At 55.8% G+C, this 24,087-nt stretch carries 18 protein-coding genes and 1 tRNA gene; 8 read left to right on the top strand and 11 right to left on the bottom strand.

Annotated elements, in window-relative coordinates:
* Nucleotides 1-259: 259 nt before the first annotated feature.
* Nucleotides 260-3,817 carry a chromosome segregation protein SMC gene (smc, locus tag J8E65_RS07270; RefSeq protein WP_210375104.1) on the top strand — a complete coding sequence of 1,186 codons (3,558 nt, stop codon included), beginning with the start codon at nucleotides 260-262 and terminating at the stop codon, nucleotides 3,815-3,817.
* On the opposite strand, the gene J8E65_RS07265 is transcribed toward smc, so the two are convergent.
* Together J8E65_RS07265 and J8E65_RS07260 are read right to left on the bottom strand one after the other, a co-directional pair.
* On the bottom strand, nucleotides 3,814-4,104 hold the full coding sequence (locus tag J8E65_RS07265) for a hypothetical protein (protein ID WP_210375101.1): 291 nt from the start codon (nucleotides 4,102-4,104) through the stop codon (nucleotides 3,814-3,816). The two genes, smc and J8E65_RS07265, sit on opposite strands and share 4 nt — an antisense overlap.
* Before the next feature lie 175 nt (nucleotides 4,105-4,279).
* A complete protein-coding gene (locus tag J8E65_RS07260; RefSeq protein WP_210375100.1) occupies nucleotides 4,280-4,708 on the bottom strand; it encodes an FKBP-type peptidyl-prolyl cis-trans isomerase in 429 nt (142 codons plus the stop codon).
* A 181-nt stretch (nucleotides 4,709-4,889) separates the two neighbouring features.
* Between J8E65_RS07260 and J8E65_RS07255 the strand changes: the two genes are divergently transcribed.
* The 3 genes from J8E65_RS07255 (at nucleotide 4,890) to J8E65_RS07245 (ending at nucleotide 7,036) form a co-directional block, all read left to right on the top strand.
* Nucleotides 4,890-6,479: a sodium:solute symporter family protein gene (locus J8E65_RS07255; protein ID WP_210375098.1), complete on the top strand. Its 1,590-nt coding sequence runs from the start codon at nucleotides 4,890-4,892 to the stop codon at nucleotides 6,477-6,479.
* 5 nt (nucleotides 6,480-6,484) lie between these two features.
* Nucleotides 6,485-6,775, top strand: a complete 291-nt coding sequence (locus J8E65_RS07250) for a hypothetical protein (protein WP_210375096.1) — start codon at nucleotides 6,485-6,487, stop codon at nucleotides 6,773-6,775.
* A 117-nt stretch (nucleotides 6,776-6,892) separates the two neighbouring features.
* Complete coding sequence (locus J8E65_RS07245) at nucleotides 6,893-7,036, top strand: hypothetical protein (RefSeq protein WP_210375467.1); 144 nt, start codon at nucleotides 6,893-6,895, stop codon at nucleotides 7,034-7,036.
* Nucleotides 7,037-7,038: 2 nt separating this feature from the next.
* Here J8E65_RS07245 and J8E65_RS07240 read toward each other — a convergent pair whose 3' ends face one another.
* The 5 genes from J8E65_RS07240 to mrdA all read right to left on the bottom strand — a co-directional run bounded on the left by J8E65_RS07240 (nucleotide 7,039) and on the right by mrdA (nucleotide 13,661).
* Nucleotides 7,039-7,920, bottom strand: coding sequence for a cell division protein FtsX (locus J8E65_RS07240; RefSeq protein WP_210375095.1), 882 nt, complete (start codon nucleotides 7,918-7,920; stop codon nucleotides 7,039-7,041).
* A gap of 3 nt (nucleotides 7,921-7,923) precedes the next feature.
* Nucleotides 7,924-8,790, bottom strand: a complete 867-nt coding sequence (gene pheA / locus J8E65_RS07235) for a prephenate dehydratase (RefSeq protein ID WP_210375093.1) — start codon at nucleotides 8,788-8,790, stop codon at nucleotides 7,924-7,926.
* Between the two features lie 2 nt (nucleotides 8,791-8,792).
* Complete coding sequence (argS, locus tag J8E65_RS07230) at nucleotides 8,793-10,484, bottom strand: arginine--tRNA ligase (protein ID WP_210375092.1); 1,692 nt, start codon at nucleotides 10,482-10,484, stop codon at nucleotides 8,793-8,795.
* Between the two features lie 66 nt (nucleotides 10,485-10,550).
* Entirely contained in the window at nucleotides 10,551-11,807 is a 1,257-nt protein-coding gene (gene rodA, locus J8E65_RS07225; protein WP_210375090.1) for a rod shape-determining protein RodA, read from the bottom strand.
* A gap of 3 nt (nucleotides 11,808-11,810) precedes the next feature.
* Nucleotides 11,811-13,661, bottom strand: a complete 1,851-nt coding sequence (gene mrdA, locus J8E65_RS07220) for a penicillin-binding protein 2 (protein ID WP_210375088.1) — start codon at nucleotides 13,659-13,661, stop codon at nucleotides 11,811-11,813.
* A gap of 298 nt (nucleotides 13,662-13,959) precedes the next feature.
* Between mrdA and J8E65_RS07215 the strand changes: the two genes are divergently transcribed.
* Nucleotides 13,960-17,049: a BamA/TamA family outer membrane protein gene (locus tag J8E65_RS07215; protein WP_210375086.1), complete on the top strand. Its 3,090-nt coding sequence runs from the start codon at nucleotides 13,960-13,962 to the stop codon at nucleotides 17,047-17,049.
* A gap of 2 nt (nucleotides 17,050-17,051) precedes the next feature.
* Here the strand turns inward: J8E65_RS07215 and J8E65_RS07210 are convergent, their stop codons facing one another.
* The gene (locus J8E65_RS07210) at nucleotides 17,052-17,852 is read right to left on the bottom strand and encodes a PhzF family phenazine biosynthesis protein (protein WP_210375084.1); all 801 of its coding nucleotides are present in this window, start codon (nucleotides 17,850-17,852) and stop codon (nucleotides 17,052-17,054) included.
* A 142-nt stretch (nucleotides 17,853-17,994) separates the two neighbouring features.
* Between J8E65_RS07210 and J8E65_RS07205 the strand changes: the two genes are divergently transcribed.
* The 3 genes from J8E65_RS07205 (at nucleotide 17,995) to J8E65_RS07195 (ending at nucleotide 21,215) form a co-directional block, all read left to right on the top strand.
* Nucleotides 17,995-19,089 (top strand): quinone-dependent dihydroorotate dehydrogenase, encoded by a 1,095-nt coding sequence (locus J8E65_RS07205; protein ID WP_210375083.1) that lies wholly within the window; start codon nucleotides 17,995-17,997, stop codon nucleotides 19,087-19,089.
* Nucleotides 19,090-19,161: 72 nt separating this feature from the next.
* A complete protein-coding gene (locus J8E65_RS07200; protein ID WP_210375081.1) occupies nucleotides 19,162-21,060 on the top strand; it encodes an AMP-dependent synthetase/ligase in 1,899 nt (632 codons plus the stop codon).
* Between the two features lie 81 nt (nucleotides 21,061-21,141).
* Nucleotides 21,142-21,215 (top strand) — tRNA-Pro (locus J8E65_RS07195).
* Nucleotides 21,216-21,328: 113 nt separating this feature from the next.
* On the opposite strand, the gene J8E65_RS07190 is transcribed toward J8E65_RS07195, so the two are convergent.
* The 3 genes from J8E65_RS07190 to J8E65_RS07180 form a co-directional block, all read right to left on the bottom strand.
* Nucleotides 21,329-22,234, bottom strand: coding sequence for an SMP-30/gluconolactonase/LRE family protein (locus tag J8E65_RS07190; protein ID WP_237181771.1), 906 nt, complete (start codon nucleotides 22,232-22,234; stop codon nucleotides 21,329-21,331).
* A gap of 71 nt (nucleotides 22,235-22,305) precedes the next feature.
* Nucleotides 22,306-22,959, bottom strand: coding sequence for a glycosyltransferase family 2 protein (locus J8E65_RS07185; protein WP_210375079.1), 654 nt, complete (start codon nucleotides 22,957-22,959; stop codon nucleotides 22,306-22,308).
* Between the two features lie 85 nt (nucleotides 22,960-23,044).
* The gene (locus tag J8E65_RS07180) at nucleotides 23,045-24,073 is read right to left on the bottom strand and encodes a sugar kinase (RefSeq protein ID WP_210375077.1); all 1,029 of its coding nucleotides are present in this window, start codon (nucleotides 24,071-24,073) and stop codon (nucleotides 23,045-23,047) included.
* Nucleotides 24,074-24,087 lie beyond the last annotated feature (14 nt).

The following is a 24,087-nucleotide window of genomic DNA, read 5'->3' as shown; positions in this document are numbered from 1 at the left end:
ACTAACCTCGTGAACGCCCAAAGGCTGCGACGCAAACTTCAGCACCGGAGCTTTTGGGGAATGCTCCTGGAGCTGCGCCTCAAGCGCGGGAACGCGATCCTTAAGCGGACGATCTAGCCGCTAGCAAGCCATTTTGAACTTTCAGCCAATCGGCTTATGCTAGTGATGTTTTTCAGGATAGCGTTGCTCGGTGGCCTACCTTGCTATAGGATTCAAGAAGCATTATTTTGGGCGGCTTTCCTAGGAGAAAGGGCAAACCATGTACCTCAGCAAGCTCGAACTGCAGGGATTTAAAAGTTTTGCTGATCGGACAGTTTTGTACTTTGACCCCGGCATTACGGCTATTGTTGGACCCAACGGCTGCGGCAAGTCGAATCTGGTCGATGCGGTTCGTTGGGTCATTGGGGAGCAACGGGCCCGTGTACTCCGGTCCGAGCGCATGGAGCATGTGATTTTTAACGGCACAGCACGCCGTAAGCCTGTTGGCATGGCCGAAGTCTTGCTCACGGTCGAAAACACGCGTGGCGTGCTCCCCCTGCACTACAGTGAGGTCACCATTGGCCGGCGGCTTTATCGCTCTGGTGAGTCAGAGTATCTCCTCAACGGTACGGTCTGTCGCCTGCGTGACATCCAGGAGCTCTTTATGGACACCGGTATGGGCGCTGGTGCCTACTCGGTCATTGAGCTCAAGATGATTGAAGAGATTCTCTCAGACAATGCCCAAGATCGCCGCCACCTTTTTGAAGAAGCTGCTGGTATCACCCGCTATAAACTTCGTCGTACGCAAACGCTCCGTAAGCTTGAAGCTACGCGGGGCGACCTAGCGCGTTTGCGTGACGTGATCGAAGAAGTCCAGCGCCAGGTTGATACGCTCAAGCGGCAAGCCGATCGGGCTGAGCGGTACCGCCGCCATCGTGAAGCGCTGCGAGCGCTAGAGCAGGCGCTCGTGCGTCATGATTATGAACAACTCCGCCTACAGATCGATGCGCTTAGCAACGCACATCAGGAGGCTCAGCAGCGCTTGCGTGAGATCCGCACGCGCTACGCAGCCTTAGAGGCCGAGCAGGAAACCCTTCGTCAACAGCTTGCCCAAGTAGAAAGTGCGCTCGAGGCTGCCTTAGCTCAACAGCGCAACCTGCAAGGCCAGCTTCAAGCACTGGAAAGTGAAACGCGTTTGCTGGAAGAACGCCTTGCGAACGCGCGGCGTGAAAAATCGCGCTTTGAACAAGAACTGGCCGAAGCTCGCCGCCTTGAAGCGCAGCTGCAACAGAGCCTTGCGACGGTCGAAGCAGCCCTTCAAGAGGCAATCCCCCAGCGCCAGCAAGCGGAGACCGAACTGCAAAAAGCCATCCAAGCCCGCGAAACAGCCCAATCGATCTTGACGCAGCGGCAGTCAGCTGTGCACCAAGCGCGGCGCCAGCTGCAGCAAGCCGAGCAAACCCTACATGAAGCCCAACGGCAGCTGGATCGCCTTAGCAACCAGCGTGAATTTTTAGAACAAGAGTGCAAGCGCATCGAAACGGAACGCGCGACCATCACCCGTCAGCTCCAGGACCTCGAGGCGCAACAGCACCAACTAAGCGCCCAGCAGGCAGCAGCACGGCAGCAGCTTGAAATCCTAAGAGAGGAACTGGCTACCTTACAAACCCAACAGGAGCAACTCCAAGCCGCCTATGAAGCGCATCGCCAGCAGCTCCATCACGTAGAGCGCCGCCGCGAAGCTGTCTTGGCGGAAATCCGCCTACTGGAAGGGTTGCTTTCGGCATATGAATCCTTCCCCGATGCTGTACCCTTTCTGGCACGCACGCCGGGATGGTCCAATGCCCCACTGGAAACCGTAGCCGACGTGCTGGGCATTGCTCCTGAGCTGCAGCCGGCCCTGGAGGCGGCTCTTGGCGAACGCGCCACCTGGATTGTAGTCGCTACCGAAGCCGAGGCCCAACGCGCACTGGATCTACTCGGCAATGCCCAAAAGGGTCGCGCGACGTTCATCATCTTGGAACGCCTCTCTCCTCCACCCCTGCCTCTTGAGCTACCCGGTGCCCAGCCATTACTTGCACACGTACGGCTAGCCCGCCCTGAGCTGCGCACACTGGCGGCTTTACTTTTGCACCACACCTACCTGGTGGACGATCTCGAAGCCGCACGCCAGGCCGCCCTAGCCACCCCTGCTCCGGCACGCTTTTTCACCCCTTCAGGGGAATGGATCGATAGCCGGGGCTGGTGGCATGGAGGCAGCACCCAGCCTCCCCGCGCTTCTTTTAGCAGCCGCTTAGATCACCGCGACCGCCTGGCAGCGTTGCGCCAAGAGCAGCAGGTGCTGGAAGAAGAACGGGCACGTCTGCAGCAAGCCATGCAGCGCTTGACCCAAACCCTGCAAAACCTCCCGCTCGAACAGCAGCACAACGCTTTGCAAAAAGCTGAACAAACCCTACGGATTCAAGAACAACACCTGCTGCGTCTGAACATCGAGCAGGAAAACCATAGGCACCGTTCCGAGGCACTAAAAAAGCGCGCAAACGAACTCAGCAAAGAACAAACTGCCCTTGAAGCTGCACTGGCAACTCAGCAGGAAAAGGTACATCAAGCCGAGTTGGACCTGCGCCGCTACCAAGCAGCACTCGAAGAAGCAGAAGGCCAGTTTCGCCAAGCCGAAGAGGCTTACCACGCAGCCATGGAACAGCTAAGCCAGGTGCAGCTCCGAGCAGCTGAAGCCCGAAATCGCCAGGAAAATTTGGAACAAGAACGCCGGCAAATAAAGCAGCGCCTGGATGGTCTGCACCGTCGGCAACAAGAACTTGCGCACCAGCTGGCGCAATGGACGCAGCGCCTTCGCGAAGATCAGGACCGACGTGAAGCTGTCCGGCAAGAACAGGAAGCTTTGAACACTGCCCAACCGCCCATCGAAGCCGAAGTGCAGCGCTTGCGCACCCACACGCTGGAACTACGCGCGGCTGCCGAACGCCTCGAACGACAACTCCGTGAACTGCGCCGAGCCTACGAAGAGGCACAGCAACAAGCACAGCAATACGATCTGCGTCTGACCGAAGCGCGCACGCGCCTTGAGGGGCTCCTGGTCCATAGCCGGGAGCACCTGGGTATTGACAACCCCCATCAGCTGCCCGATCCCCCAAGCGACTTCAATGCAGGCCAGGCCCGCGAAGAAGTCGAAAGACTTCGACGCCGCCTTGAAACCTTAGGCGTTGTGAATGAGCTCGCCTTAGAGCAATACGACCAAGAAAAAACGCGACTGGATTTTCTGCTTGCCCAACAGCAAGACCTGGAATCGGCCGAAGCAACCCTACAGACCACAATCGGGGAAATCAATCAAACGGCAGTCAAACGTTTTTTGGAAACGTTCGAAACTATTCGACGCAACTTCCAACAGCTCTTTCGTCAGCTTTTTGGCGATGACGCTGCAGCCGATCTCAAGCTGCTGGACCCCAACGATCCGCTAGAATCACCTATCGAAATTCTAGCCCGACCACGCGGCAAGCGCCCTAGCACCCTAGCCCAGCTCTCCAGTGGGGAAAAGGCGCTGACGGCCATTGCCCTCCTCTTTGCGCTCTACCTGACCAAACCTAGCCCTTTCTGCATCCTCGATGAAGTCGATGCGCCACTGGACGAGGCCAACATCGAGCGCTTTATGCGTCTGCTGCGCAGCTTTGCAGACCACACGCAGTTTATCTTGGTGACGCATAACCTGCGCACCATGGAACTGGCCGATCGCCTCTACGGCGTAACCATGCAAGAACCTGGGGTTTCCACACTGGTGGGCGTACGCCTGCAAGAAGCTGCTGAACTGGTAGGCCGTTAAGCGGAGACCACCTCGGAAGGTGCTTCCGTAACCTCCCACACCCCCTGCAAAATCAATTGCGCTAGCTCATGTTTGGCAAACCATTTATAGCGCAGCTCGGGTCCGTAGGGTACGGGCTCGCCTTCTTCGGTCAACCACTCATAGTAAACATTTAGCGTGTCTTCAAACAACACACCTAAGCGAGAACCCTTCCCTTCTAGATAGTATTTGTAGCGCCCCTTTCCAGGAAGCAAATGAAACGTAAATCCTTCCGGTGCCGCCTTCCGAAATGCTTCCAGTATGTGCATCGCCCTATGGACAACATAACTTAGATTCAATCTAAGTTAACGCTTAATGCAAAGCAGGGATACGCCGGTTTTGTGAAGTTTGGATGGTTTTTGCAACGCAAAAAAACGCCGGCCTTGTTGGTGACCGGCGTTTCTCGGTTTAACCCAATGACGCCCGCATGTTGCAGCTGTTGCCTTAGGCTATGGCCACCAGCTCGATTTCAAAGGTCAGGTCTTCACCGGCCAGTGGGTGATTAGCGTCGATCGTTACCGTCTCCTCGCTTAGGTCAGCCACAACCACTGGAATCACGCGGCCATCTTGCAGCCGCAGTTGAAGCTGCTGGCCTATGGCAAGCTGCAGACCAGGAGCCACCTGGTCGCGGCTAACCTCGATGATCATATCTTCACGGCGAGGGCCGTAGGCTTCCTCAGCTGGAATGGTGACGGTTTTGGTTTCACCGGGCTCCATGCCCAAAACCGCTTGCTCAAATCCCGGAATCACTTCGCCGATGCCTAGCGTGAACTCGAGCGGTTCGCGATCGCGGGAAGAGTCGAAAACGGTGCCGTCGCTAAGACGACCGGTGTAGTGGACCTTGACGTGGTCGCCTGCTTTTGCGTGTGCCACGGTAGACGCTCCTGAATTGGCCTATAGTTGCTATGGTTTAGCGGCTAAACGGTCAGATTTTCTAAAAGTTCGCACCATGCTGATCTTTTTTAAGCTTTCTGCCATGTTTTGTGCATTGACATTTTAATCCATACTTTTTAGCATTTGCGACATCTTCACGTTTCGCTAAAAAACCCATACTATGGTTGTCTTTGGTTGGCTAGACTGGCTTTGGGTTGCGCTTTACTTGCTGATCATGATCGGCAGCGGGTTTTTCTTTTATCGCCTAGGCAAACGCTCGCAGTCAGATTTTTTTCTGGCGGGCCGTGGTTTACCCTGGTGGCTACCGGCGGCCTCGGTCTATGCTACGCACACAGCGACGGACACGCCCATGTGGGTGACTGGCGTAATTTATCGTTATGGGCTTTCCGGCATCTGGTACACGTTCTTTTCGGCCTGGTGCGCCATTAGCGCCTTTGTTTCCACACGCATTTTTCGCCGCTCGCTGGCTTACACGCAAGCCGAATGGAATGTGCTGCGCTTTGGGGGTTTGGGGGCTGAACTCATCCGTGGTTGGATGGCTGGCTGGCAGGTTTTTATGAACATGTTCATTCTGGGCTGGGTAGGCATTGCAATGGGAAAGGTCTGCCAGTTTTTGTTTGGCTGGGAGCCGTGGGTGGGGCTTGTGGTCTTTTCGGGCGCCTGCGCGCTTTACGTATTGGCTGCAGGCTACTGGGGCGTTGTGGTCGCTGACTTTCAGCAGGGGATTATTGCCTTTTTCATCATTGTACTGGTTTCGCTTTGGGGGATTGCCGAAGCTGGTGGTCCTTTGGCCATTGTGCAAAAGCTAACGGCTATGGGCGAAGCGCACCGCCTCAATCCTTTTGCTTTCACGGGATGGTTTACGGGCGATTTTCCTGTAGCCTGGTTTCTGACCATGCTTTTTATTGCGCTACTAGGCGGATTTGGCATGGGCACCACCATCGACTGGTTCGCTGAGGCACAACGCATTCAGTCGGCCCGGACAGTGCGCGATGCCAGCTACAGCATTTGGTGGGGCAGTGCACTGGTGCTCATGCGCAATGCCTTATGGGCAGTAGCTATTTTAGCCTTTTACGTGATGTTTCCAGGTATCGAAAACACGGCTGAGTACGAGCTGGGCTGGTTTCGACTAGGATTTGACTTTTTGCCTGCTGGACTAGTAGGCTTTTTCTTTGCCGGTATTGTAGCCATCCACTTGTCCACCATTTCTACGCACCTCAACCTGGGGGCGCTGTACGCCACACGCGACCTTTACCAGCACTACGTGAAGCCGCACGCCTCTGAACGTGAGCTGGTGTGGGTCGGACGCATAGCCACGTTGATTTTACTTATCGGCTCGCTGATCTACGGGCTGATGATGGAGGAAATCACCTCATGGCTTATTTTTGCCCTTTGGATCATGGCTGCAGGGGTATGGCTGCCGAATATTCTCCAGGTGGTCTGGTGGCGTTTTAATGCCTGGGGATATCTTTCGGCTTGGATTGCGAATTTGGGCTTTAGCTGGCTGGTGGTCTGGGTGCTGCCGGCCTTTGACATATTACCACCGCTGGCCGACTACGAGCAGTTTTGGCTGCTAATGGTGCTCGGCGCGCTGGTGTACCTTCCGGTTACGCTGCTAACCCCACCCGAAAATATGGACCACCTGGTGAAATATTACGTGATGGCTCGCCCCCTTGGCTGGTGGGGACCGGTGCGTCGTGAGGCTGAGCGCCGCGGCTTACTTACCCCCAAAACGCAACCTGCAACGTAAATGCTATGGGCTGGATTCGACGCTCCTGGACGGCAGCTGAAGCTGACGAGTGGACCAAAGAAGACGCTATAGCGATTATTCTTTCCCCCCTGGCCTATGTAACACTCACCTTAGGTACAGCACTAAGCTTGCTGCTGCGTTGGGAGGGGTTAGTTACGCTGGGGGTCGGGATTGTACTCACAGCGTTGCTGCATTGGGTAATCGACCCCAAACTCAAGGCCATCTCCGAAGAATACGAGCAGCGCCAAAAGGAATACTTGCAGCAACTGGAAAAAACGGTTCGTTGGGAGACCTAAAATGGAACAAGGGCTGGCAACAGTTATCGGGATGACCATCGCGTACGCCGCCTCACTCCTGGGGTTGCTGTTGGCTTGGCGCTCTTACCGACGCCATCACCGCAAAGGAAACCGCGTATGATGCAAGCGCTGTTTTTGCTGTTTCAGCACGCTGAACCAACACGCTCAGTGACGCTTTGGGGCGTGGTGATTCCTGCGGCTGTCTTGCTGCTTTCGCTTGGGGTTGCTGTGGCCCTCTACCGCCACTTTTCCCAAAAATAAGCTTAATGCAGCGACACTTGACGAATAAACCGTCGCGCAGCCCAAGCCGCTCCAAACCAGCCGAGCACAATGCCATACAGCAGCAGTCCCACCACCAAAACCAGCAGAAAAGTCCGCGGACTACTGCTTAGCTGCGGCAAATAGCCTATGGTCAGTTGATAGGCTGCAGCCACCACCAAAGCAGCTAACAAGCCGGCTAGTGCCCCCTGCACCATGCCTTCTACTACAAAGGGACGTCGGATAAAGGCATCTGTTGCCCCTACAAGCTTCATGGTGCGGATCAACAGCCGCCGGGCATATACGGTAAGCCGAATTGTATTCGCTACCAAAAAAACAGCTGCCAACATAACCAGCAACCCTAGCGCTAGCCCTGTTAAGGTGATAAGACGCAGGTTTTGCTGCACCTTGACCAGTAAAGGTTGATTAAAGACCACTTCGTCAACGTGATTCCAGCTTGAAATCCAAGAAGCCAGGCGCGCTAGTGTATCCGGGTTGGCTAAGGCAGGTTCAAAACGCACGCGAATGGAAGCGGGCAGAAAAGGTTCATCTAAAAACACTTCCCCCCCTTCGCCAAACTCTTCTAAGAAAATCTGCCGCGCCTCTTCGCGGGAAATGTAGCGCGCTTCGGTTACACCGGGCAAACTGCGAACGCGCGCATAGAGGGCCTGCGCCAAAGCTTCATCGGTATCGTCTTTGAGGAAAATCTCGATTTCGCCAACGCGCTGGCGCAGCCAGTTGGTGATCTGATGCGCATGGTAGCCTACTGCAGTAAACAGGCCGATGAGTACCAGCGCGACCGTCATGGCGCTAATGGCTGCCATCGAGGCAAAACGGGCCCGCTGCAATCCGGCCAATCCTTCCCGAAGCGTATAGCGCAGCGACATGGCTTAATCTACCCGTTCTCCGCGAGGATAGGAACCCAGTAAGCGTACAAACGCGGCCACTTCGGCTAAATGATCCAATGCGCGCTGCAATGCTGCATCGTGGATCGAACCGGCTACGTCCAAATAAAACAAGTAGCTGCCTGGCATGCCAATTAAAGGTCGGCTTTCGATTTTGTACAGATCCAAATCGCGCAGGGCAAAAACGGCCAGACTTTTAAAGAGTGCACCCGGGACGTTTTCGCGTAACGCAAAAACAATAGAAGTTTTCATGGTTTTGGGATCGCCGTTCGGGGGCTTTACCTGGGGTCGAGCCAGCAGCAAAAAACGCGTATAGTTTTGCGGGTGGCTCTCGATGCCGGAGGCCAGTATCTTGAGGCCATATTTAGCTGCTGCTCGGGCTCCAGCAATAGCTGCAGCTTCGGGATCTCCTTTTTCGGCAACCATACGGGCTGCCCCAGCCGTGTCGTAGGCGGGAATGATTTCGGCATGGCGCAATTGGGTGCGCAAATACGTTTGGCACTGGCCCAACGCTTGGGGATGCGAGTAGACGCGGCGAATCTGCGATAGCCGACTTCCGGGTAGTCCTAAAAGATGATGCCGGATGCGCAGCTGCAGCTCGCCTATGATGGTCACCTCGTGCGTTCGCAGCAGGTCGTAGTTCACATGTACGCTCCCAAAGAGGGAGTTTTCGATCGGGATCATTGCCCGATCCACTTCGCCGCGTTCTAAGGCTTCAAACACTGCCTCAAAGGTAGGTAGGGGTACCGGATCGGCCTGTGCTTCTCCAAAATAGGCCAGGATTGCTTCTTCGCTAAAAGCGCCTAGCTCTCCCTGAAAAGCTACCGTGTATTTTTGGACCGCCGTTTCCATAGCTACATCCGTTCAGGAGCTGAGATACCCAGCACACGCAATCCGTTCGCCAGTACCCGTTGGGCTGCGCGCGCCAGGGCCAAACGCGCTAGGGCCAGCGGCTCATCTTCGCCGATAATCCGGCACTGATCGTAAAACTTCGTAAATGCCACAGCTACCTCGCGCAAATAAACGGCCAGTCGGTGCGGCTCATAGGTCTGCGCTGCTTCTTGAATGACTTCTGGGAAGCGCATGAGCTCCTTGATCAGGCCTTGCTCAGCCTCGTGGCGCAGCAGAGTAAGGTTGGGGTTCGGTCTTTCTTCCAACCCTACCTCGGCAGCCTTGCGCATAATGGAGCAGATGCGGGCATGCGCATACTGCAAATAAAAGACAGGGTTTTTTTCGCTGGCCTCGCGCGCCAGGTCGAGGTCAAACTCTAAGTGCGTATTGGGCGAACGCATTAAGAAGAAAAAGCGCGTAACGTCTTCTCCCACTTCATCGATAAGCTCATCCAGCGTTACATACGTTGCGCGGCGTGTGGACATTTTTACCGGTTCGCCGCCGCGGACCAAAGTGACAAACTGGTAGATCACGACATCGACCTTACGCACGTCGTAGCCTAGCACCTCCAGCGCACGCAATACATCGGGATAGGTGGCAATGTGATCGGCCCCAAAAACATCAACAATACGTACAAACCCCCGTTCGAACTTGGTAATGTGGTAGGCGATATCCGGCAACCGGTAGGTAGGCTCTCCGGTCTGTTTGATAAGTACCGTGTCTTGTTCTTTGCCTAAAGCGGTAGTACGAAACCAAACCGCCCCATCTTTTTCGTAGATGTAACCTTTGGCACGTAGCGCCTCAACCACTTCCCAGATTTTGCCGTTCTCGTAAAGCGTGTGCTCGTTGTAGTAGCTATCCATGCGAATGCCCAGCCGCTCAAGCGTCCGGCGAATATCGGCAAAAATGACCGCTTCGGCCGCCTCTTTAAAGGGCGCCACGTCCACGGTTTTGCAGAGTGCATCGCCGTGGCGTTCATAGAGCATGCGGGCAATATCGATGATATACTCTCCCAGGTAGCCATCTTCCGGAAACGATTCAGGCACTTCAACCCATTCCCCCTCAGCGACCTGTATTTTCTTGGTAGGAAGCGTTGGATCTACCAAGGCCAGGTAACGTGCACGCACCGATTCGCCCAAGATGCGCATCTGGCGCCCGGCGTCGTTAAAGTAATACTCGCGTGTAACGCGGTAGCCTATCCAGTCCAGTAGATTGGCAATGGTATCTCCCAGGACGGCGTTGCGGCCATGGCCAACGGTCAGTGGGCCGGTCGGATTGGCGCTGACATATTCTACCAGCGCAGGTTTTCCCTGGCCAACGTTGCTACGGCCATACTGGTCGCCCGCTGCCAGGATATCAGCCAGCACTTGAGCGAGGTAATCGGGGGCAAAGCGAAAATTCAGAAAACCAGGCCCTGCCACCTCAACCGCTGCAATCCGCCGTGCATCAAGCAACGCACGCAGCCGTTTGGCCAGCTCATCGGCTAGGGCCCGAGGCGGTCGCTTAAGCACGCGGGCCAGTTGCAAAGCTACATTCGTAGCCAAATCGCCGTATGCTGGATTGCCAGGCTTTTCAAATTCCGGCGTGAACGTCTCGGGCACGCCATCGATCTCCTGCAGCACTTGCTGCAGCACTTGCGTCAAGTAGGCTTTCATGCCACGCTAAAGGAATGCTCCCATGAACAGCACGGCCCGAATCTACAAAAAAGCAGCCCGTCTTGTTCAGACAAAGATTGAAAAGTCGTCACGACGCCGGTGTAAATCGAGCACAATTGCCAACATGAGCGTATGGGTCAGCAAAGCCGAACCACCATAGGATAAAAACGGCAGCGGGATACCAATGACGGGAAGTAAACCGGTGGTCATGCCAATGTTGATGAAAACGTGAATCAGGATCACGCCAGCAACCCCTGCAGCCACCAGCATACCAAAAGGATGGCGGCATTCGCTACCCAAACGTATCAGCCGTATTAAAAGTAGCGTAAAAAGCAAAACCACCAGTCCAGCACCTACAAAGCCAAACTCCTCCCCAATGACACTAAAAATAAAGTCGGTCGACTGCTCAGGTACGTAAGCGCCTTGCGTCTGCGTGCCCTGCATAAAGCCTTTGCCCCAAAGACCACCGGACCCAATGGCGGCTTTCGACTGCACTAGGTGGAAGCCGTAAGTTTTGCGAAAAGCTTCCGATTCAGGGTTGGTAAACGAAATCACACGTGCTAACTGATAGGGTTTAAGCACATACGCTAAGGCAAACGAGGCTGCTGCAGCCGCACCACCCGTGAACAAGCCAGCTAAAACACCCATATAGGCCTCACGGGTACGCCAGTACATACCCACTGTAAACAGCACAGCAAAGGCCAAGGCCGCAGGCCAGTAGACCACGGTCAGGTAGCCCGCAAGGGCTGGGGAAATCACCAACAAAACCGTGGCCATAGGGAGACCGCTCCAAAACAGCATGATGGGAATAAGCGCCAAAAAGATCAGCGCCGTTCCGGTATCGTTTTGGAGGATAATGATTCCGGCTGGGAGCAAAATCAATCCAACAGCAGCCAAAGCGTAACGCACCGTATCAACGCGCGCTTGACGGCTTGAAAGCAGCCGCGCCACGGCCAATACCGTTCCTACCTTAGCCAGCTCTGAAGTCTGCAAACCCACAGGCCCAAAGTATAGCCAAGCTTTAGCGCCGTTGACTTCGCGCCCAATGGCCAGCGTGATCACGAGCAGCACAAGGGTTAGGCCATAGATCGGATAGGCCATAGTTTGGAAAAAGCGAATGGGCAAGGCCAGCACAGCACCCAAGGCTACCAGCGATAACCCAGCCCACAACAGCTGTCGCATGAAGTTATCCCTTACGCTTTGCGGCAAAAATTCTGCTGCTGGACCATGCGTTGTGCTATAGATCGCCATTAGGCCTGCACTGACCAGCAGCACCCAGAAGCTGATGAGCACCAAGTCTACTTTACGCCGCTCGCTGAACATAAGCTATTGTGAGGCTGCTGCTTGCACGACAGGGGTTTCGCTTAGGGGCTGGCTGCGCTGACGCAGCACATGCTCCAGCATGTAACGCCGCTGGGGCGTGGTAGCAACTTGACCGGTCAGGTAAAGTTCAGCCATCAGGCTAGCAATAGGCGCCGCGACCGTGGCTCCAAAACCTGCATTTTCCACCAGTACGGCAATAGCGATTTTCGGGTCATCAAACGGTGCAAACATGATAAACAGCGAGTGATCCTTGCGGCCTCCAGGAGCCTGGGCTGTACCTGTTTTCCCCCCGCTAGGGATGCCAGGAAGCTGCACCCAGCGGCCTGTACCGGCTTCCATGACACGCCGCATGCCCTCCCGAACGATCTCAAAGTACTCAGGCTTGATCGGAATGTGCTCCGCAGGGGGCAACTTAGGCTGAAGCTCTTGGCCGGTTTCGGGATGTACCAGCTTGCGTACGAGATGCGGGGGGTAGAGCGTCCCTCCATTGGCAATCGCTGCCACATAGCGTGCCAGTTGCATAGGCGTTACGGTCATGTCCCCCTGACCAATGCCCAGATTGATCGTGTAGCCCGGTGTCCAGCCCCTCGGATAGCGCCGGTTGTAATAGTTTGAATCGGGAATAAGGCCCGGATTCTGTTCAGCAATATCCATGGGAGCCAGTACGCCAAAACCAAAGCGGTTAGCCCAGCGGCGGAAGGTGTTTACATCAAGACGCATCATCACCGTAAAAAAGTAGGTATTGCACGAATACTGAATGGCCTCTCGCACGCTAAGCGCCCCATGGGCCCCGCCGTGACAACGGAAAAGCCGCCCGCCAAGTAGATACCCGCCACCGCAGTAAATGGTGCTGCGCTCGGTGATCACCCCTTCCTGAAGTCCAACAAGCGCCATAAACGGCTTCCATGTCGACCCCGGGGGCACACCGCTCATCGTAGCCCGGTTGAACATGGGCTTTTCAGGACTACTGGTCAGGTAGTGCCAGGTAGCCGGATCTACAGACCTAGCAAAGATCTCTGGATCAAAGTCGGGCATGCTGACCAGCGCAATGATCTCGCCGCTGTTCGGATCCAGTGCTACGGCAGCACCCCGCTTACCCACAAAAAGCGATTCAGCTAAGGCTTGTACCCGGTAGTCCAGTCCCAAGTGAAGGTCGTAGCCGCTGATAGGGGGCGTATCTTCAGCACCATCGCGATAGGGCTTGATCTCCTGACCGTGAATGTTGACCAGTTTAAAGGCACGCCCAGGCACGCCGCGCAGGGCCTTTTCGTAGAACTTCTCCAGGCCTGCTTTACCGATGCGATCGCCCATGGCATAGTCTTCTTGCTGCAGCTGGCCAAGCTCCTCTCGCGTAATTTCCCGCACGTAACCCAAGGCATGAGCAGCCCGTGCTGGTGTGTGATAACGTCGACGCTGGTCGATCTCATACTGCACCCCAGGCAGTCGGTACAGATTCTCGACTACCCGGCTAAAGGTCTCAAACGACAAGTCGGTAAATACCCTGCTAGGCCGATAGGCACTCCAAGCACGGGCTTGCGCTAGGCGGTTCGCTACAACCGAGTCCGGAACGCCTAAAAGCTGCGCCAGCAGCGGGATGTTCTTGGGGTCAAAATAGCGCGGTGTAATCAGCAACGAATAGGCCGGTGCACTGTCGACCAGGAGCACACCGTTTCGATCGAAAATTGCCCCCCGCGCCGGCATAACACGCTGCTCTCGAATGGCACTGCTGCGCGACTCGCCCCTGTAAAGCTCGGTCTGCACCAGCTGCATCTGGACCAGCCGAAGCAGCAGCACTCCAAGTAACACACTGATAACCCCAATAAAAATCCTCGCCCGAAGTCGGTAGTCAACCATCGCCTTTGCCTATCTAACGCAAAGCTTTGAAGACGCTAAAGGCCCTCCTGTTCCACCATGCGCTGCACCTCTTCTCTTTGCGGGGAATCAAGGCAACCCTAGGGGAAATGCCTACAAGCTATACAAAAGGTACCGGCTTTAGCGTTTATTGGACACAAGGCAACCCTAGGGGAAATGCCTACGCAATGGTGTACTTTTTGTGTAAAGCAAATGTTTGCGGGTTGCAGAACCCTATGCAATCTGCTACGTTTGGAGTTTACGTAAAGGCCGGCACTTAAAGCCCAGACGCAAAAACATCATGCGTGCTTTTCGTCTTTTTGGCGCGCTGCTGCTCGTTGCCTGCTGGACGGTCCCAGCTACGGCTCAGTATTTCGGGCGCAATAAAGTGCAGTATGAACGATTTAATTGGCGCGTGCTGCGCACGCCGCACTTTGAGATCTACTACTACCCCGAAACCGAGCTGGCCGTGCGTGACGCCGCACGCATGGCCGAACGCTGGTATCAACGCCACAGCCGTACGTTTTTGCACGAGTTCGGCGAGCGCAAGCCAATTATCTTCTATGCCGATGATGCTGATTTTCATCAAACCAATGCTATTAGCGGCGAAATCGGTGAAGGGACAGGGGGCGTCACTGAATCGATCAAAGAACGCGTCATTATGCCCTTTACGGGCATCTACCGCGAAAACGACCACGTGTTGGGCCATGAGCTGGTGCACTCCTTTCAATACGACATTGCGCTCAACCGCTCCGATAGCCTTAGCCGCTTTAACCTAGCCCTGCTCCCGCTCTGGCTAGTCGAGGGCATGGCCGAGTACCTCTCGCTGGGTCGCAACGATCCGCATACAGCAATGTGGCTGCGCGATGCTGCACTGCGCGACGACTTGCCTACGATCCAGCAGCTCACGCGTGGCTACCGCTACTTTCCCTACCGCTACGGCCAAGCTTATCTGGCTTATATCGGTGGCAAGTATGGAGATCAGGCCGTAACCAACCTCTACAAGCTGGGCGGAATTGTCGGTGTCGATACAGCCATCTCCATCACGTTGGGCATCACACCGGATTCGCTTTCCAAAGAATGGATTCAGGTCGTCAAAAACACCTATCTCCCTTTAGTTCAGGACCGTACGCCGCCTACCCAGGCCGGACGTAAGGTGCTGGCACCTGACCTGGATGCTGGCGAAATTAATTTGGCCCCTGCTTTAAGTCCGGATGGACGTTACGTTGCTTTTCTTTCGGAGCGAGATCTGTTTACCATCGATCTCTTTTTGGCTGATGCTGAAACTGGCCGAGTACTCCGGCGCTTAAGCAGCAGTGCTGGCAACCCTCATTTTGACGCCATCCGCTTTATTAACTCTTCCGGTTCTTGGTCGCCCGACGGTCAGCGCTTTGCATTTATCACGTTTGCCCGCGGAGGCAATGAAATCGCCATTTGGAACTTGCGCACGGGAAAGCTCGAACGCCGCATCAACATCGAGCATGTAGGCGCCATCCATAACCTGGCTTGGTCTCCCGATGGCCGTAAGATCGCTTTCTCCGGCCTTGAGGGCGGCATTAGCGACTTGTACCTGCTCGAGCTGGAGACCAACCAGGTCCGCAAGTTGACCGACGACCGCTATGCTGACTTGCAGCCAGCCTGGAGTCCCGACGGTCGCACCATTGCGTTTGTATCCGACCGTGGGCCCGACGGGACCGACTTCGACATCTTGCGCTATGGACAAGAGCGTCTGGCGCTATTAGACCTAGAAACGGGCCAGGTGAGGCCACTTCGACCCTTCCGTAACGGTCAGCAAATTAACCCCCAGTTTTCTCCCGACGGCCGCAGCCTGTACTTTATCTCTGACCACGATGGCTTTAAAGACATCTATCGGATGGAGCTGGCCACTGGCGCCGTCTACCGCATTACAAAGCTGCAAACGGGCGTTAGCGGCATCACCAGCATCTCGCCCGCTATGAGCGTAGCCGCCCAAAACGGCCGCATGGCGTTTTCGGTCTTTACCAATAACCAGTACCTGGTCTTCTCCCTAGAACCCAATCAACTTCAAGGTGAACCCGTCGAACCAGAGCCGAAAGCTGGACTGGCCAGCGCAGGCATTCTGCCTCCCTTGCAACCCCCAACGCAAGGCTTGGTCAGCAGCTACCTAAACGATCCACTTACAGGACTACCCGACGAGTTGGCGCTGCGGCCCCAGCCTTACCGGCGTCGCCTGCAGCTCGACTACGTAGCACCCCCAAGCTTTGGGGCTTCGATCGGTGGCCCCTTTGGCACCATGATTGCTGGTGGCGTGGGCTTCTTCTTTAGCGACATGCTAGGCGACCAGCAGCTGGCTGTTGTAGCCCAGGCCAACGGTACCTTCAAAGACATCGGTGGCCAAGTGATCTACCTCAATCAAGGGCGCCGTTTAAACTATGGCGCTTTGGTCAGCCATATCCCCTTATTGTACGGGTATGCCTATCTCGATCCGGTTTGCCTCGATCCAGCTACCGGACTGCAAGTGCCCTGCTACGTGCAGCTTTTACAGCGCATCTACATCGATGAAGCTGGCGCTATTGGTTACTATCCGCTGAACACAACGCAGCGCTTTGAGCTCATGGTAGGCTTTCAGCGCTACGGCTTCGACTACGACGCTGAAATCTACTACCTTTACGGTGCTGGGTATCGACGCGCGACGCAAAACTTGCCCGCACCTAGTCCGATTTACTTTTTCCAGGCCGCTACGGCTTTTGTCGGAGACTTTTCGTTTTTCGGGTTTACTTCGCCTGTTCGCGGTGCCCGCTACCGGCTGCAACTAGCCCCCATGATCGGCACCGAACGTTTTGTGCAGGTCATTGTCGATGGCCGCAAGTACTTTTTCTTGCGGCCGTTGACGTTTGCCATGCGGCTTACCCATGTAGGCAACTACGGCGCCACCCCCCGAAGTCCAAACGAACTGTCCTTTGCCCAAGAATACTTGGGCTATGGCAGTACGCTGACGTTCGTGCGCGGCTACAGCTTCTATTCGCTTGAGCCCAATGAGCGTTGCACCCCGGATCCACAAACCGGCTACTGTGCCGAAGTCTCCCGACTGTTTGGTACCCATGTCGCCGTAGCCAGCATGGAGCTGCGCCTACCGCTGTTTGGGACTGAACGGTTTGGCCTAATCAATTTTCCTTATCTTCCGACCGAGCTTTCGCTCTTTGCCGACGCCGGCGTAGCCTGGTCGAAAGATAGCCTGCCCGTGTGGAAGTTCAAGCGTGTAACCGCCGAACGCGTCCCGGTATTCAGCACGGGCATTTCGACGCGTTTCAACATCCTGGGAGCGATGGTGCTGGAACTGTTCTACGTGTACCCATTCCAGCGGCCAGACAAAGGCTGGTATCTGGGAGCACAACTGGTACCGGGTTGGTAAACTCAGTCCCCCAGCAGTTTGCCACTTAAGACCGTAATCGCCCATCCACCCAGGTGAACCCGGTCGTCGTGCACCACGACGGCTACGCGACCACTTCGGGGTGAAACTTGCACACCACACAGGTGCGTCTTCCCTAGCCGCTTAGCCCAAAACGGCCCTAAACAGCAATGGGCCGAACCGGTTACGGGATCTTCTGGAATGCCCAAGCGCGGCGCAAAAAAACGCGACACAAAGTCGACGCCTTCTTCCTCGGCTAAAGCGGTCACAATAAGACCCCGCATGTCTACCTGTTGCAAGCGCTCCAGATCGGGCTTGAGCAACCGCACCGTTGCTTCCGCATCGAGCAACACCAAAAAATCCATACGATTATGACCAACGTAGCGCACCTCTACTGGTCCCAGCGCCAGCAACAGCTCAGGGGGCGGCTCGCATGGCACAGGGGCCTCTGCCGGGAAATCCATCCATATCATTCCGTCTTCAGCACGCCAGGCGGTTAGGCGGCCGCTCCGCGTAAAAAAAACGGCGGGTTCTTCTGGCTCAAGGCATCCCGTTTCCCACAGCACATGTGCACTGGCCAGCGTGGCATGTCCACACAGGTCAACTTCGTGCACCGGCGTAAACCACCGCAGGCGAAATCCTTCCCCTTCGGGAAGTAAAAAAGCCGTCTCGGAGTGGTTCAGTTCGGCCGCCACCCGCTGCATCCAGTCTTCTGAGCGCGCTCGGTCGAGCAAGCATACTGCTGCAGGATTTCCCGTAAACGGTCGCTCTGCAAACGCATCGACCAAAAAAAGGGGAAGCTTCATAAAACGCGTTTGCTTAGACTCAAGCTTAAGATACGGTTTTTCCCTGACTTGTTGCTTGTTTTTTCAACCGGCACAACCTCGGCTTTAGGGATCCTAGACTTCTGCCTGATCTTTGAAAGGAGGCGCTATGGTTGGAGGCGTTATGTACCATCTACTTCGTTCTCTGCTTTTTCACTTGGAAGCCGAGCAAGCACATCGGCTCACCTTGGGGATTGCTCGCGGTCTGCAGCCGCTCTCACCCTGGCTAGTGCGGCCATTTTTGGCCTTTGAAGATCCTGCCCTGGCTGTTACGTGTTGGGGAATTACGTTCCCCAATCCAATTGGGCTAGCCGCTGGCATGGACAAAAATGCACGCTTAGTGCGTTTTTGGGAAGCCATAGGTTTTGGCTTTGTAGAAGTAGGTTCAGTCAGCGCGCGCCCCAGTCCAGGCAATCCGCGCCCACGTTTGTTTCGCCTTCCTGAAGATCGGGCCCTGATCAACCGTATGGGGCTCAACAACGACGGGGCGGTACGTATCGCCCAGCGTTTATCTCACTTGCGCCATAGCCGACCCATAGGCATCAATTTGGCTAAAACGCATGACCCAAGGGTGCTTGGCGAGGCTGCCATCATGGACTTTTGCGAAAGCTTCAGGCGTCTGGCCCCACTGGCCGATTACGTGACGCTGAACATTTCTTGTCCCAACACGGCTGAGGGCAAGACCTTTGAGGACCCAGAGGCACTGGAAGCGTTGCTGCAAGCGATTTTTGCCACCCGTCGGGATTTGGGCCTGTCAGTGCCTGTACTGCTAAAGCTTTCTCCCCCGCCTTCTGGCCAAACCATCTTTGACAGCCTACTTGAAGAGATCGTAGCGGTGGCTAAAACATACGGCATTGCAGGCTTTGTAGCCACCAACACGGCTGCAGATCGTCAAGGCTTGCGTACCGACCCTGCTGTGCTCGCCCGCATTGGCCCTGGTGGCCTAAGCGGAGCTCCGCTGACCCACCGCGCGCGCAGCTTGCTGTTTTACCTGTATCGCTTAACCGATGGGCAATTGCCGCTGATTAGCGTGGGTGGGATCGATTCAGCCGAAGAGGCCTACGTGCGCATCCGCGCTGGCGCCTCTCTTGTGCAGCTGTACACCGGCTTGGTCTATGAAGGACCCAAGCTCGTGCGCCGCATCAAGCAAGGCTTGCTGCGTTTGCTCTCGCGCGATGGCTTCAGCTCGCTCTCAGAGGCCATTGGGGTGGATGCCTGAACCCCAAATTGTTTTTTCGCGATCTATCGCATAGTTTGTAGCAGGCCTACCACGAACCGCAAGACGAACGTCATGCCTGCGCTTGTAGCGTTTGAAACCATCCCGCAGCTATTTCATCGGCTTATTGCCCACTATCAAGGCCTGCAGCGACCGGCGCTCTCCTACAAAGACAAGCGCACCAAACACTGGGTGAATATTACTTGGGAGGAACTGGCCGACGCTGTGCATGCCCTGGCGGGTTATTTCTATCAGCGGGGCGTGCGCAAAGGCGACCGCGTGGCCATTCTTTCTGAAAACCGTCCAGAGTGGGCCATTACAGATTTGGCTACGCAGCTGCTTGGGGGCATCAACGTGGCGCTCTACACCTCGCTTCCTGCCTCCCAGGTAGGCTACATTCTGCAAGATTCCGGAGCAAAGATCTTGGTGGTTTCTTCGGCTGCCCAGCTTCGCAAAGCCGAGTCGGTCTTTAACGAATGCCCGGCCTTGGAGGAGATCATCACCCTCAGCGAAATGCGCAAGGACCACCCGCCCTTTGTGCGTGCTTGGGAAACAGTGCTTGCTGAAGGAGCCATCTACTGGAGAGCGCACGCCGCTGAGCTAAGCGCTTTAGCCGACCAAGTGCAGCCCGACGACCTAAGCGCCCTCATCTACACCAGTGGCACTACAGGCCTGCCCAAGGGCGTCATGCTTACGCATCGCAATTTCTGCACCAACGTGCAGGCTGCTTTGCAGCGCGTGGACTTTGGCCCTGAGGATCATCACCTCTCGTTTCTCCCGTTGTGCCACTCGTTCGAGCGCACCGCAGGCTACACGGCAGTTATGGCCTGCGGTGCCCGCATTTCCTATGCGGAGAGTATCGAGGCGCTTGGGCAAAACTTGATCGAAGTGCAGCCCACGGTAATGATTTCTGTGCCGCGGCTGTTTGAACGCGTCTACAATGCGATGCACAAAGCGATCGAAGCAGGCCCTGCGCTGCGCCGGCAAATCTTCAACTGGGCGCTTTCGGTGGGTCGTCGGGTGGCCGAACTTCGTCTTGCCGGCCGTACGCCTGGGCCTTTTTTGCAGGCGCAACACCGCCTGGCGCATCGACTGGTTTTCCAGAAGCTGCATGCACGCCTAGGAGGTAAGCTGCGCTTTGCTGTCTCAGGCGGGGCAGCACTGCCCAAACATATTGGTGAGTTTTTCTTGGCTGCTGGCATTACCATCATCGAAGGTTACGGCCTCACAGAAACCGCACCGGTGCTTACCGTCAATCCTATGGATCGACCGCGCTTTGGTACCGTGGGATGGGTGCTTCCCGGCGTCACCATCGCCATCCAACGGCTCAGCGATGGCGCTATTGTGGGCCAGCTTTCAGGCGACGACTACCCCAGCAACCTGAGTACGGAAGAAGGCGAAATCCTGGTCAAAGGCCCAAATGTGATGAAGGGCTATTGGAACAATGAAGAGGCCACGGCCGAAGTGTTTGATGCTGATGGTTGGTTCCACACCGGCGATGTCGGTCGCTTTGATCAGGGCTATTTGGTGATTACCGACCGCATCAAGCACATGATCGTGTCGCGCGGGGGCAAAAACATCTACCCTGGGCCTATTGAGGAAAAGCTGAAGCAGGAGCCCTGGATTGACCAGATTGTCGTCCTAGGTGAGGGGCGAGAATTTTTGGCTGCGCTGATTGTGCCCGACTTCGAAGCACTCCGCCAATATGCACAATCGCAAAACCTCTCTGTGACGGACGATGAAGCACTGCTTTCTCACCCCCAAGTTTTGGGGCTATTTGAGCACAGCCTGCGCCAGTACAATCGCCAAGCGCCAGCCCACGAGCGCATCCGAGCCTTTCGCCTGCTGCGCGAGCCGTTCACTGTAGAAAATGGTTTGCTTACACCTACCCTTAAACCCCGCCGCCGACAGATCGAAGCGCAATATGCCGAACTCATCGAAGCCATGTACGCCCAGTTTGGTGACAGCGATTAATTCGCTTTGAACTTAGGCAGCCAGACCTATTTCACCCTGGAACCCCAAGGCAATTTGGTGTATATTTGGGATCTACGTATTCGGGGCGTAGCGCAGCCCGGTAGCGCGCTTCGTTCGGGACGAAGAGGTCGCCGGTTCAAATCCGGCCGCCCCGACCCTAAAAAAGCCGTGTTGCTTGAGCACGGCTTTTTTGTTTGCTCTCCACCGGTACGCACCGTCTAGGACACAAAAACCCTTCTAAAGAGGCCGAGAAAACTCATGTAGAACGCTACTCTTCTTTGCTTGGCCTGACCTCATAGGCTATGAGCCGGTCCGACATCATCACGGGCACGTAAAGCCGTTGTTGCTCGGGTACATAGTCGAAATCGGCCGTACCTTGGCTGATTTCGGCCAATAGTTGGAGGGAGTCGATCGTCACGTCATAGAAGAAGAGGCGGCCTGCTCCCCAGTCAGACAAAAAGAATCCGCCATTAGCCGGTTCAACAGCATCAAGTCCCCCAAGCGGCCGTGTAGCGCCGAAAGGACGTATGGTGCGTTCGGCATAGAAAACGGCATGTAAATAGCGCTGCGCTCCGGGATTTTCAGCACGGTTGTCTGCAGCAGCTACCACCAGATAGGTCGGGAGGGCATAGAGTCCGTTGGGGGAACGCAGCAGCGGCGACTCGAGCCAGACTTCCATCGCATCGCCTTGCAATCGGTAGATGCGGTGCGTTTGCGAATCGGACACGTAGACGTTTCCGGTCGTATCAACCGTGACATCGTTAAGAAAACGGGCTCCCGGTGCACCATAACGGGCCGTAATCTGTCCTGTGGCCACGTCGATCTCAACAAGGGTGTCGATGTCGGCCACGTAAAGGTGCCCTCGGCTAAGTGCCATACCTTTGGGTGCATGCAATCCGCTTACCCATCGGGCCTCAAGCAACCTACCTTCAGGCGAGATGCGGCTAATAAAGCCGTTTCCATCTTTCTCGAGGGGCCCACCGTTTATGTTCGATACATAGATCACCCCAGACGCTGCATCAAACAGCGCCGACTCGGGTCGGGCTAAGCTGTCGTGTAGCTGCCATAGCTCAACCAAGGTCCAGCGCGTGACGTTAGGATTGGGCGTAAGTTGGCAAGCTATAAGGATTGCCCCACCTCCAGCAACCAGTAAGCTCCAGTAGCGCATGGCCATACCCCTGAATAAGGTTCGCGGGTGTCCCTTAAGATGGCCACATCCTTCCTAGAAAACAAGAGGGTTAAAGCTCAAAGTCCTAGTCGTTCAAGCAGATAGGCTAAGCGGCTACGCCAACCCAGTCCATAACCGTAGCGACCGGCCGTACCTCGCCCTAAGTGGTGCACATAGGTCTCAATAGGGAAGGGGAGTAGGTGATAGCCTGCCTGCTCAGCTGCCCGAAAGTTTTCGATGGTCGGCAGTCCATGATGGATAAAAGGAGGCAGTCGGAAATACAACACGCGCCGCAAGAGCATGTAGGGTGTAGCAAGCACGGGCATGCCTTCAGGCTTTCGGAAACCGCGGCGTCGGTCGACCGTCACTACACGCCCAGCCCCGTAAGCCATTGGGTCGGCCTCTAGTGCCGCGATCATAGGCTCTAGAAATCCCCCGCGATGCGTCTCAGTATCACTGTCAAAAAAATACACGTACGGGGTATCGACTTCCTCCATGGCTCGATGCATGGCCGGCCCGTGATACAGATTCCGGGGCATCCAAAGTGCTTGTGTAGGACCGCCAACGGTGGTGATCAAAGCTTCAATGACCTGGCGGGAGTGATCCTGCGAGCCGTTGTCCACAATTAAGAGCGGCACCTCCGGATAACACTGCCGAAAAGAGCGAACGGCTAAGTCTACCAGATCGGGGGTCTGGTAGTGAATCACAACGGCTGTAACAGGCAGCGACATGGTTCTTGGACGCAAATCGAATAAGGCGACGGATCGTCAAACGCCGGTCCGTCGCCTTAGCGTTCCGCCTTTTGGGCCTTGGAGTTTAGCGTTCGACGCGGCCCGAGCCGACCCCACGTGCCAGCTTTTCAACCTCATCGGCACTGACCAGGTTGAAGTCACCAGGGATGGTTTGCTTAAGGCACGAGGCAGCCACGGCAAATTCCAAAGCCTGTCGCGTATCGTTTTTGGTGAGTAGCCCGTAGATCAACCCACCGGCAAAGGCATCCCCACCGCCCACACGATCGACAAGCTGGATTTCATAGCGACGCGAGCGGTACGGGCTGCGGCAGTCCCGGTCATCCACCATCAACGCACTCCAGCCGTTGACTGAGGCCGAAAAGCTTTCACGCAACGTGATGGCTACAGCCTGAAAGCCAAACGTTTGCTTAAGCTCCTGAGCCAGCTCCGCGTAAGCCGCCTCGTCGAGCTTTCCCGTCTCCACATCTACGCCTTTGGGCTTGATGCCAAGGCTTTTTTCAGCATCTTCCTCGTTGGCAATGCATACGTCCACGTACTCCATGAGCGCGCGCATGACGCGCTGCGCTTCCTCAACGCTCCAGAGTTTGGCCCGGTAGTTCAGGTCGGCACTGATGGTTACGCCTGCCCGACGGGCCGTCTGGCAGGCCAGGCGGAGCTGTTCCCGTACCGTTTCCCCCAACGCTGGTGTAATACCGGTCCAGTGAAACCAGCGTGCCCCTTCGAATACACGTTCCCAGTCGATTTCCCCTGCTGCCAGCGTGGTAATGGCAGCACCCGCGCGATCGTAGATCACCTTAGAGGGGCGCTGACTGGCACCAGTTTCCAGAAAATAAATCCCGATACGCTCGCCTCCCCGCACGATGTAGTCGGTATGCACGCCAAAGCGACGCAGGTGATTCACAGCCGCCTGGCCGATTTCGTGCTTCGGTAACTTGGTGACGAAATAGCTTTCCAGGCCGTAGTTGGCCAGCGAAACGGCCACGTTTGCCTCGCCACCGCCAAAGGTTACGTCAAACGAGGCAGCCTGCACAAAGCGCGTAAAGCCTGGCGTAGAGAGCCGAAGCATGATCTCACCGAAAGTAACGACTTTCATAGCACATCTTTAGA

This window comes from Rhodothermus bifroesti (assembly GCF_017908595.1).
Classification (GTDB): Bacteria; Bacteroidota; Rhodothermia; order Rhodothermales; family Rhodothermaceae; genus Rhodothermus; species Rhodothermus bifroesti.
The sequence above is the reverse complement of the archived record's forward strand: the minus strand, read 5'-3'. Positions and strand labels throughout refer to the sequence as shown.

Bases quoted from the DNA above. Each gene is read 5' to 3' on its own strand.
- smc (WP_210375104.1), top strand. From the start codon at position 260: ATGTACCTCAGCAAGCTCGAACTGCAGGGATTTAAAAGTTTTGCTGAT.
- J8E65_RS07265 (WP_210375101.1), bottom strand. From the start codon at position 4,104: ATGCACATACTGGAAGCATTTCGGAAGGCGGCACCGGAAGGATTTACG.
- J8E65_RS07255 (WP_210375098.1), top strand. From the start codon at position 4,890: ATGGTTGTCTTTGGTTGGCTAGACTGGCTTTGGGTTGCGCTTTACTTG.
- J8E65_RS07250 (WP_210375096.1), top strand. From the start codon at position 6,485: ATGGGCTGGATTCGACGCTCCTGGACGGCAGCTGAAGCTGACGAGTGG.
- J8E65_RS07245 (WP_210375467.1), top strand. From the start codon at position 6,893: ATGATGCAAGCGCTGTTTTTGCTGTTTCAGCACGCTGAACCAACACGC.
- J8E65_RS07240 (WP_210375095.1), bottom strand. From the start codon at position 7,920: ATGTCGCTGCGCTATACGCTTCGGGAAGGATTGGCCGGATTGCAGCGG.
- pheA (WP_210375093.1), bottom strand. From the start codon at position 8,790: ATGGAAACGGCGGTCCAAAAATACACGGTAGCTTTTCAGGGAGAGCTA.
- argS (WP_210375092.1), bottom strand. From the start codon at position 10,484: ATGAAAGCCTACTTGACGCAAGTGCTGCAGCAAGTGCTGCAGGAGATC.
- rodA (WP_210375090.1), bottom strand. From the start codon at position 11,807: ATGTTCAGCGAGCGGCGTAAAGTAGACTTGGTGCTCATCAGCTTCTGG.
- mrdA (WP_210375088.1), bottom strand. From the start codon at position 13,661: ATGGTTGACTACCGACTTCGGGCGAGGATTTTTATTGGGGTTATCAGT.
- J8E65_RS07215 (WP_210375086.1), top strand. From the start codon at position 13,960: ATGCGTGCTTTTCGTCTTTTTGGCGCGCTGCTGCTCGTTGCCTGCTGG.
- J8E65_RS07210 (WP_210375084.1), bottom strand. From the start codon at position 17,852: ATGAAGCTTCCCCTTTTTTTGGTCGATGCGTTTGCAGAGCGACCGTTT.
- J8E65_RS07205 (WP_210375083.1), top strand. From the start codon at position 17,995: ATGTACCATCTACTTCGTTCTCTGCTTTTTCACTTGGAAGCCGAGCAA.
- J8E65_RS07200 (WP_210375081.1), top strand. From the start codon at position 19,162: ATGCCTGCGCTTGTAGCGTTTGAAACCATCCCGCAGCTATTTCATCGG.
- J8E65_RS07190 (WP_237181771.1), bottom strand. From the start codon at position 22,234: ATGGCCATGCGCTACTGGAGCTTACTGGTTGCTGGAGGTGGGGCAATC.
- J8E65_RS07185 (WP_210375079.1), bottom strand. From the start codon at position 22,959: ATGTCGCTGCCTGTTACAGCCGTTGTGATTCACTACCAGACCCCCGAT.
- J8E65_RS07180 (WP_210375077.1), bottom strand. From the start codon at position 24,073: ATGAAAGTCGTTACTTTCGGTGAGATCATGCTTCGGCTCTCTACGCCA.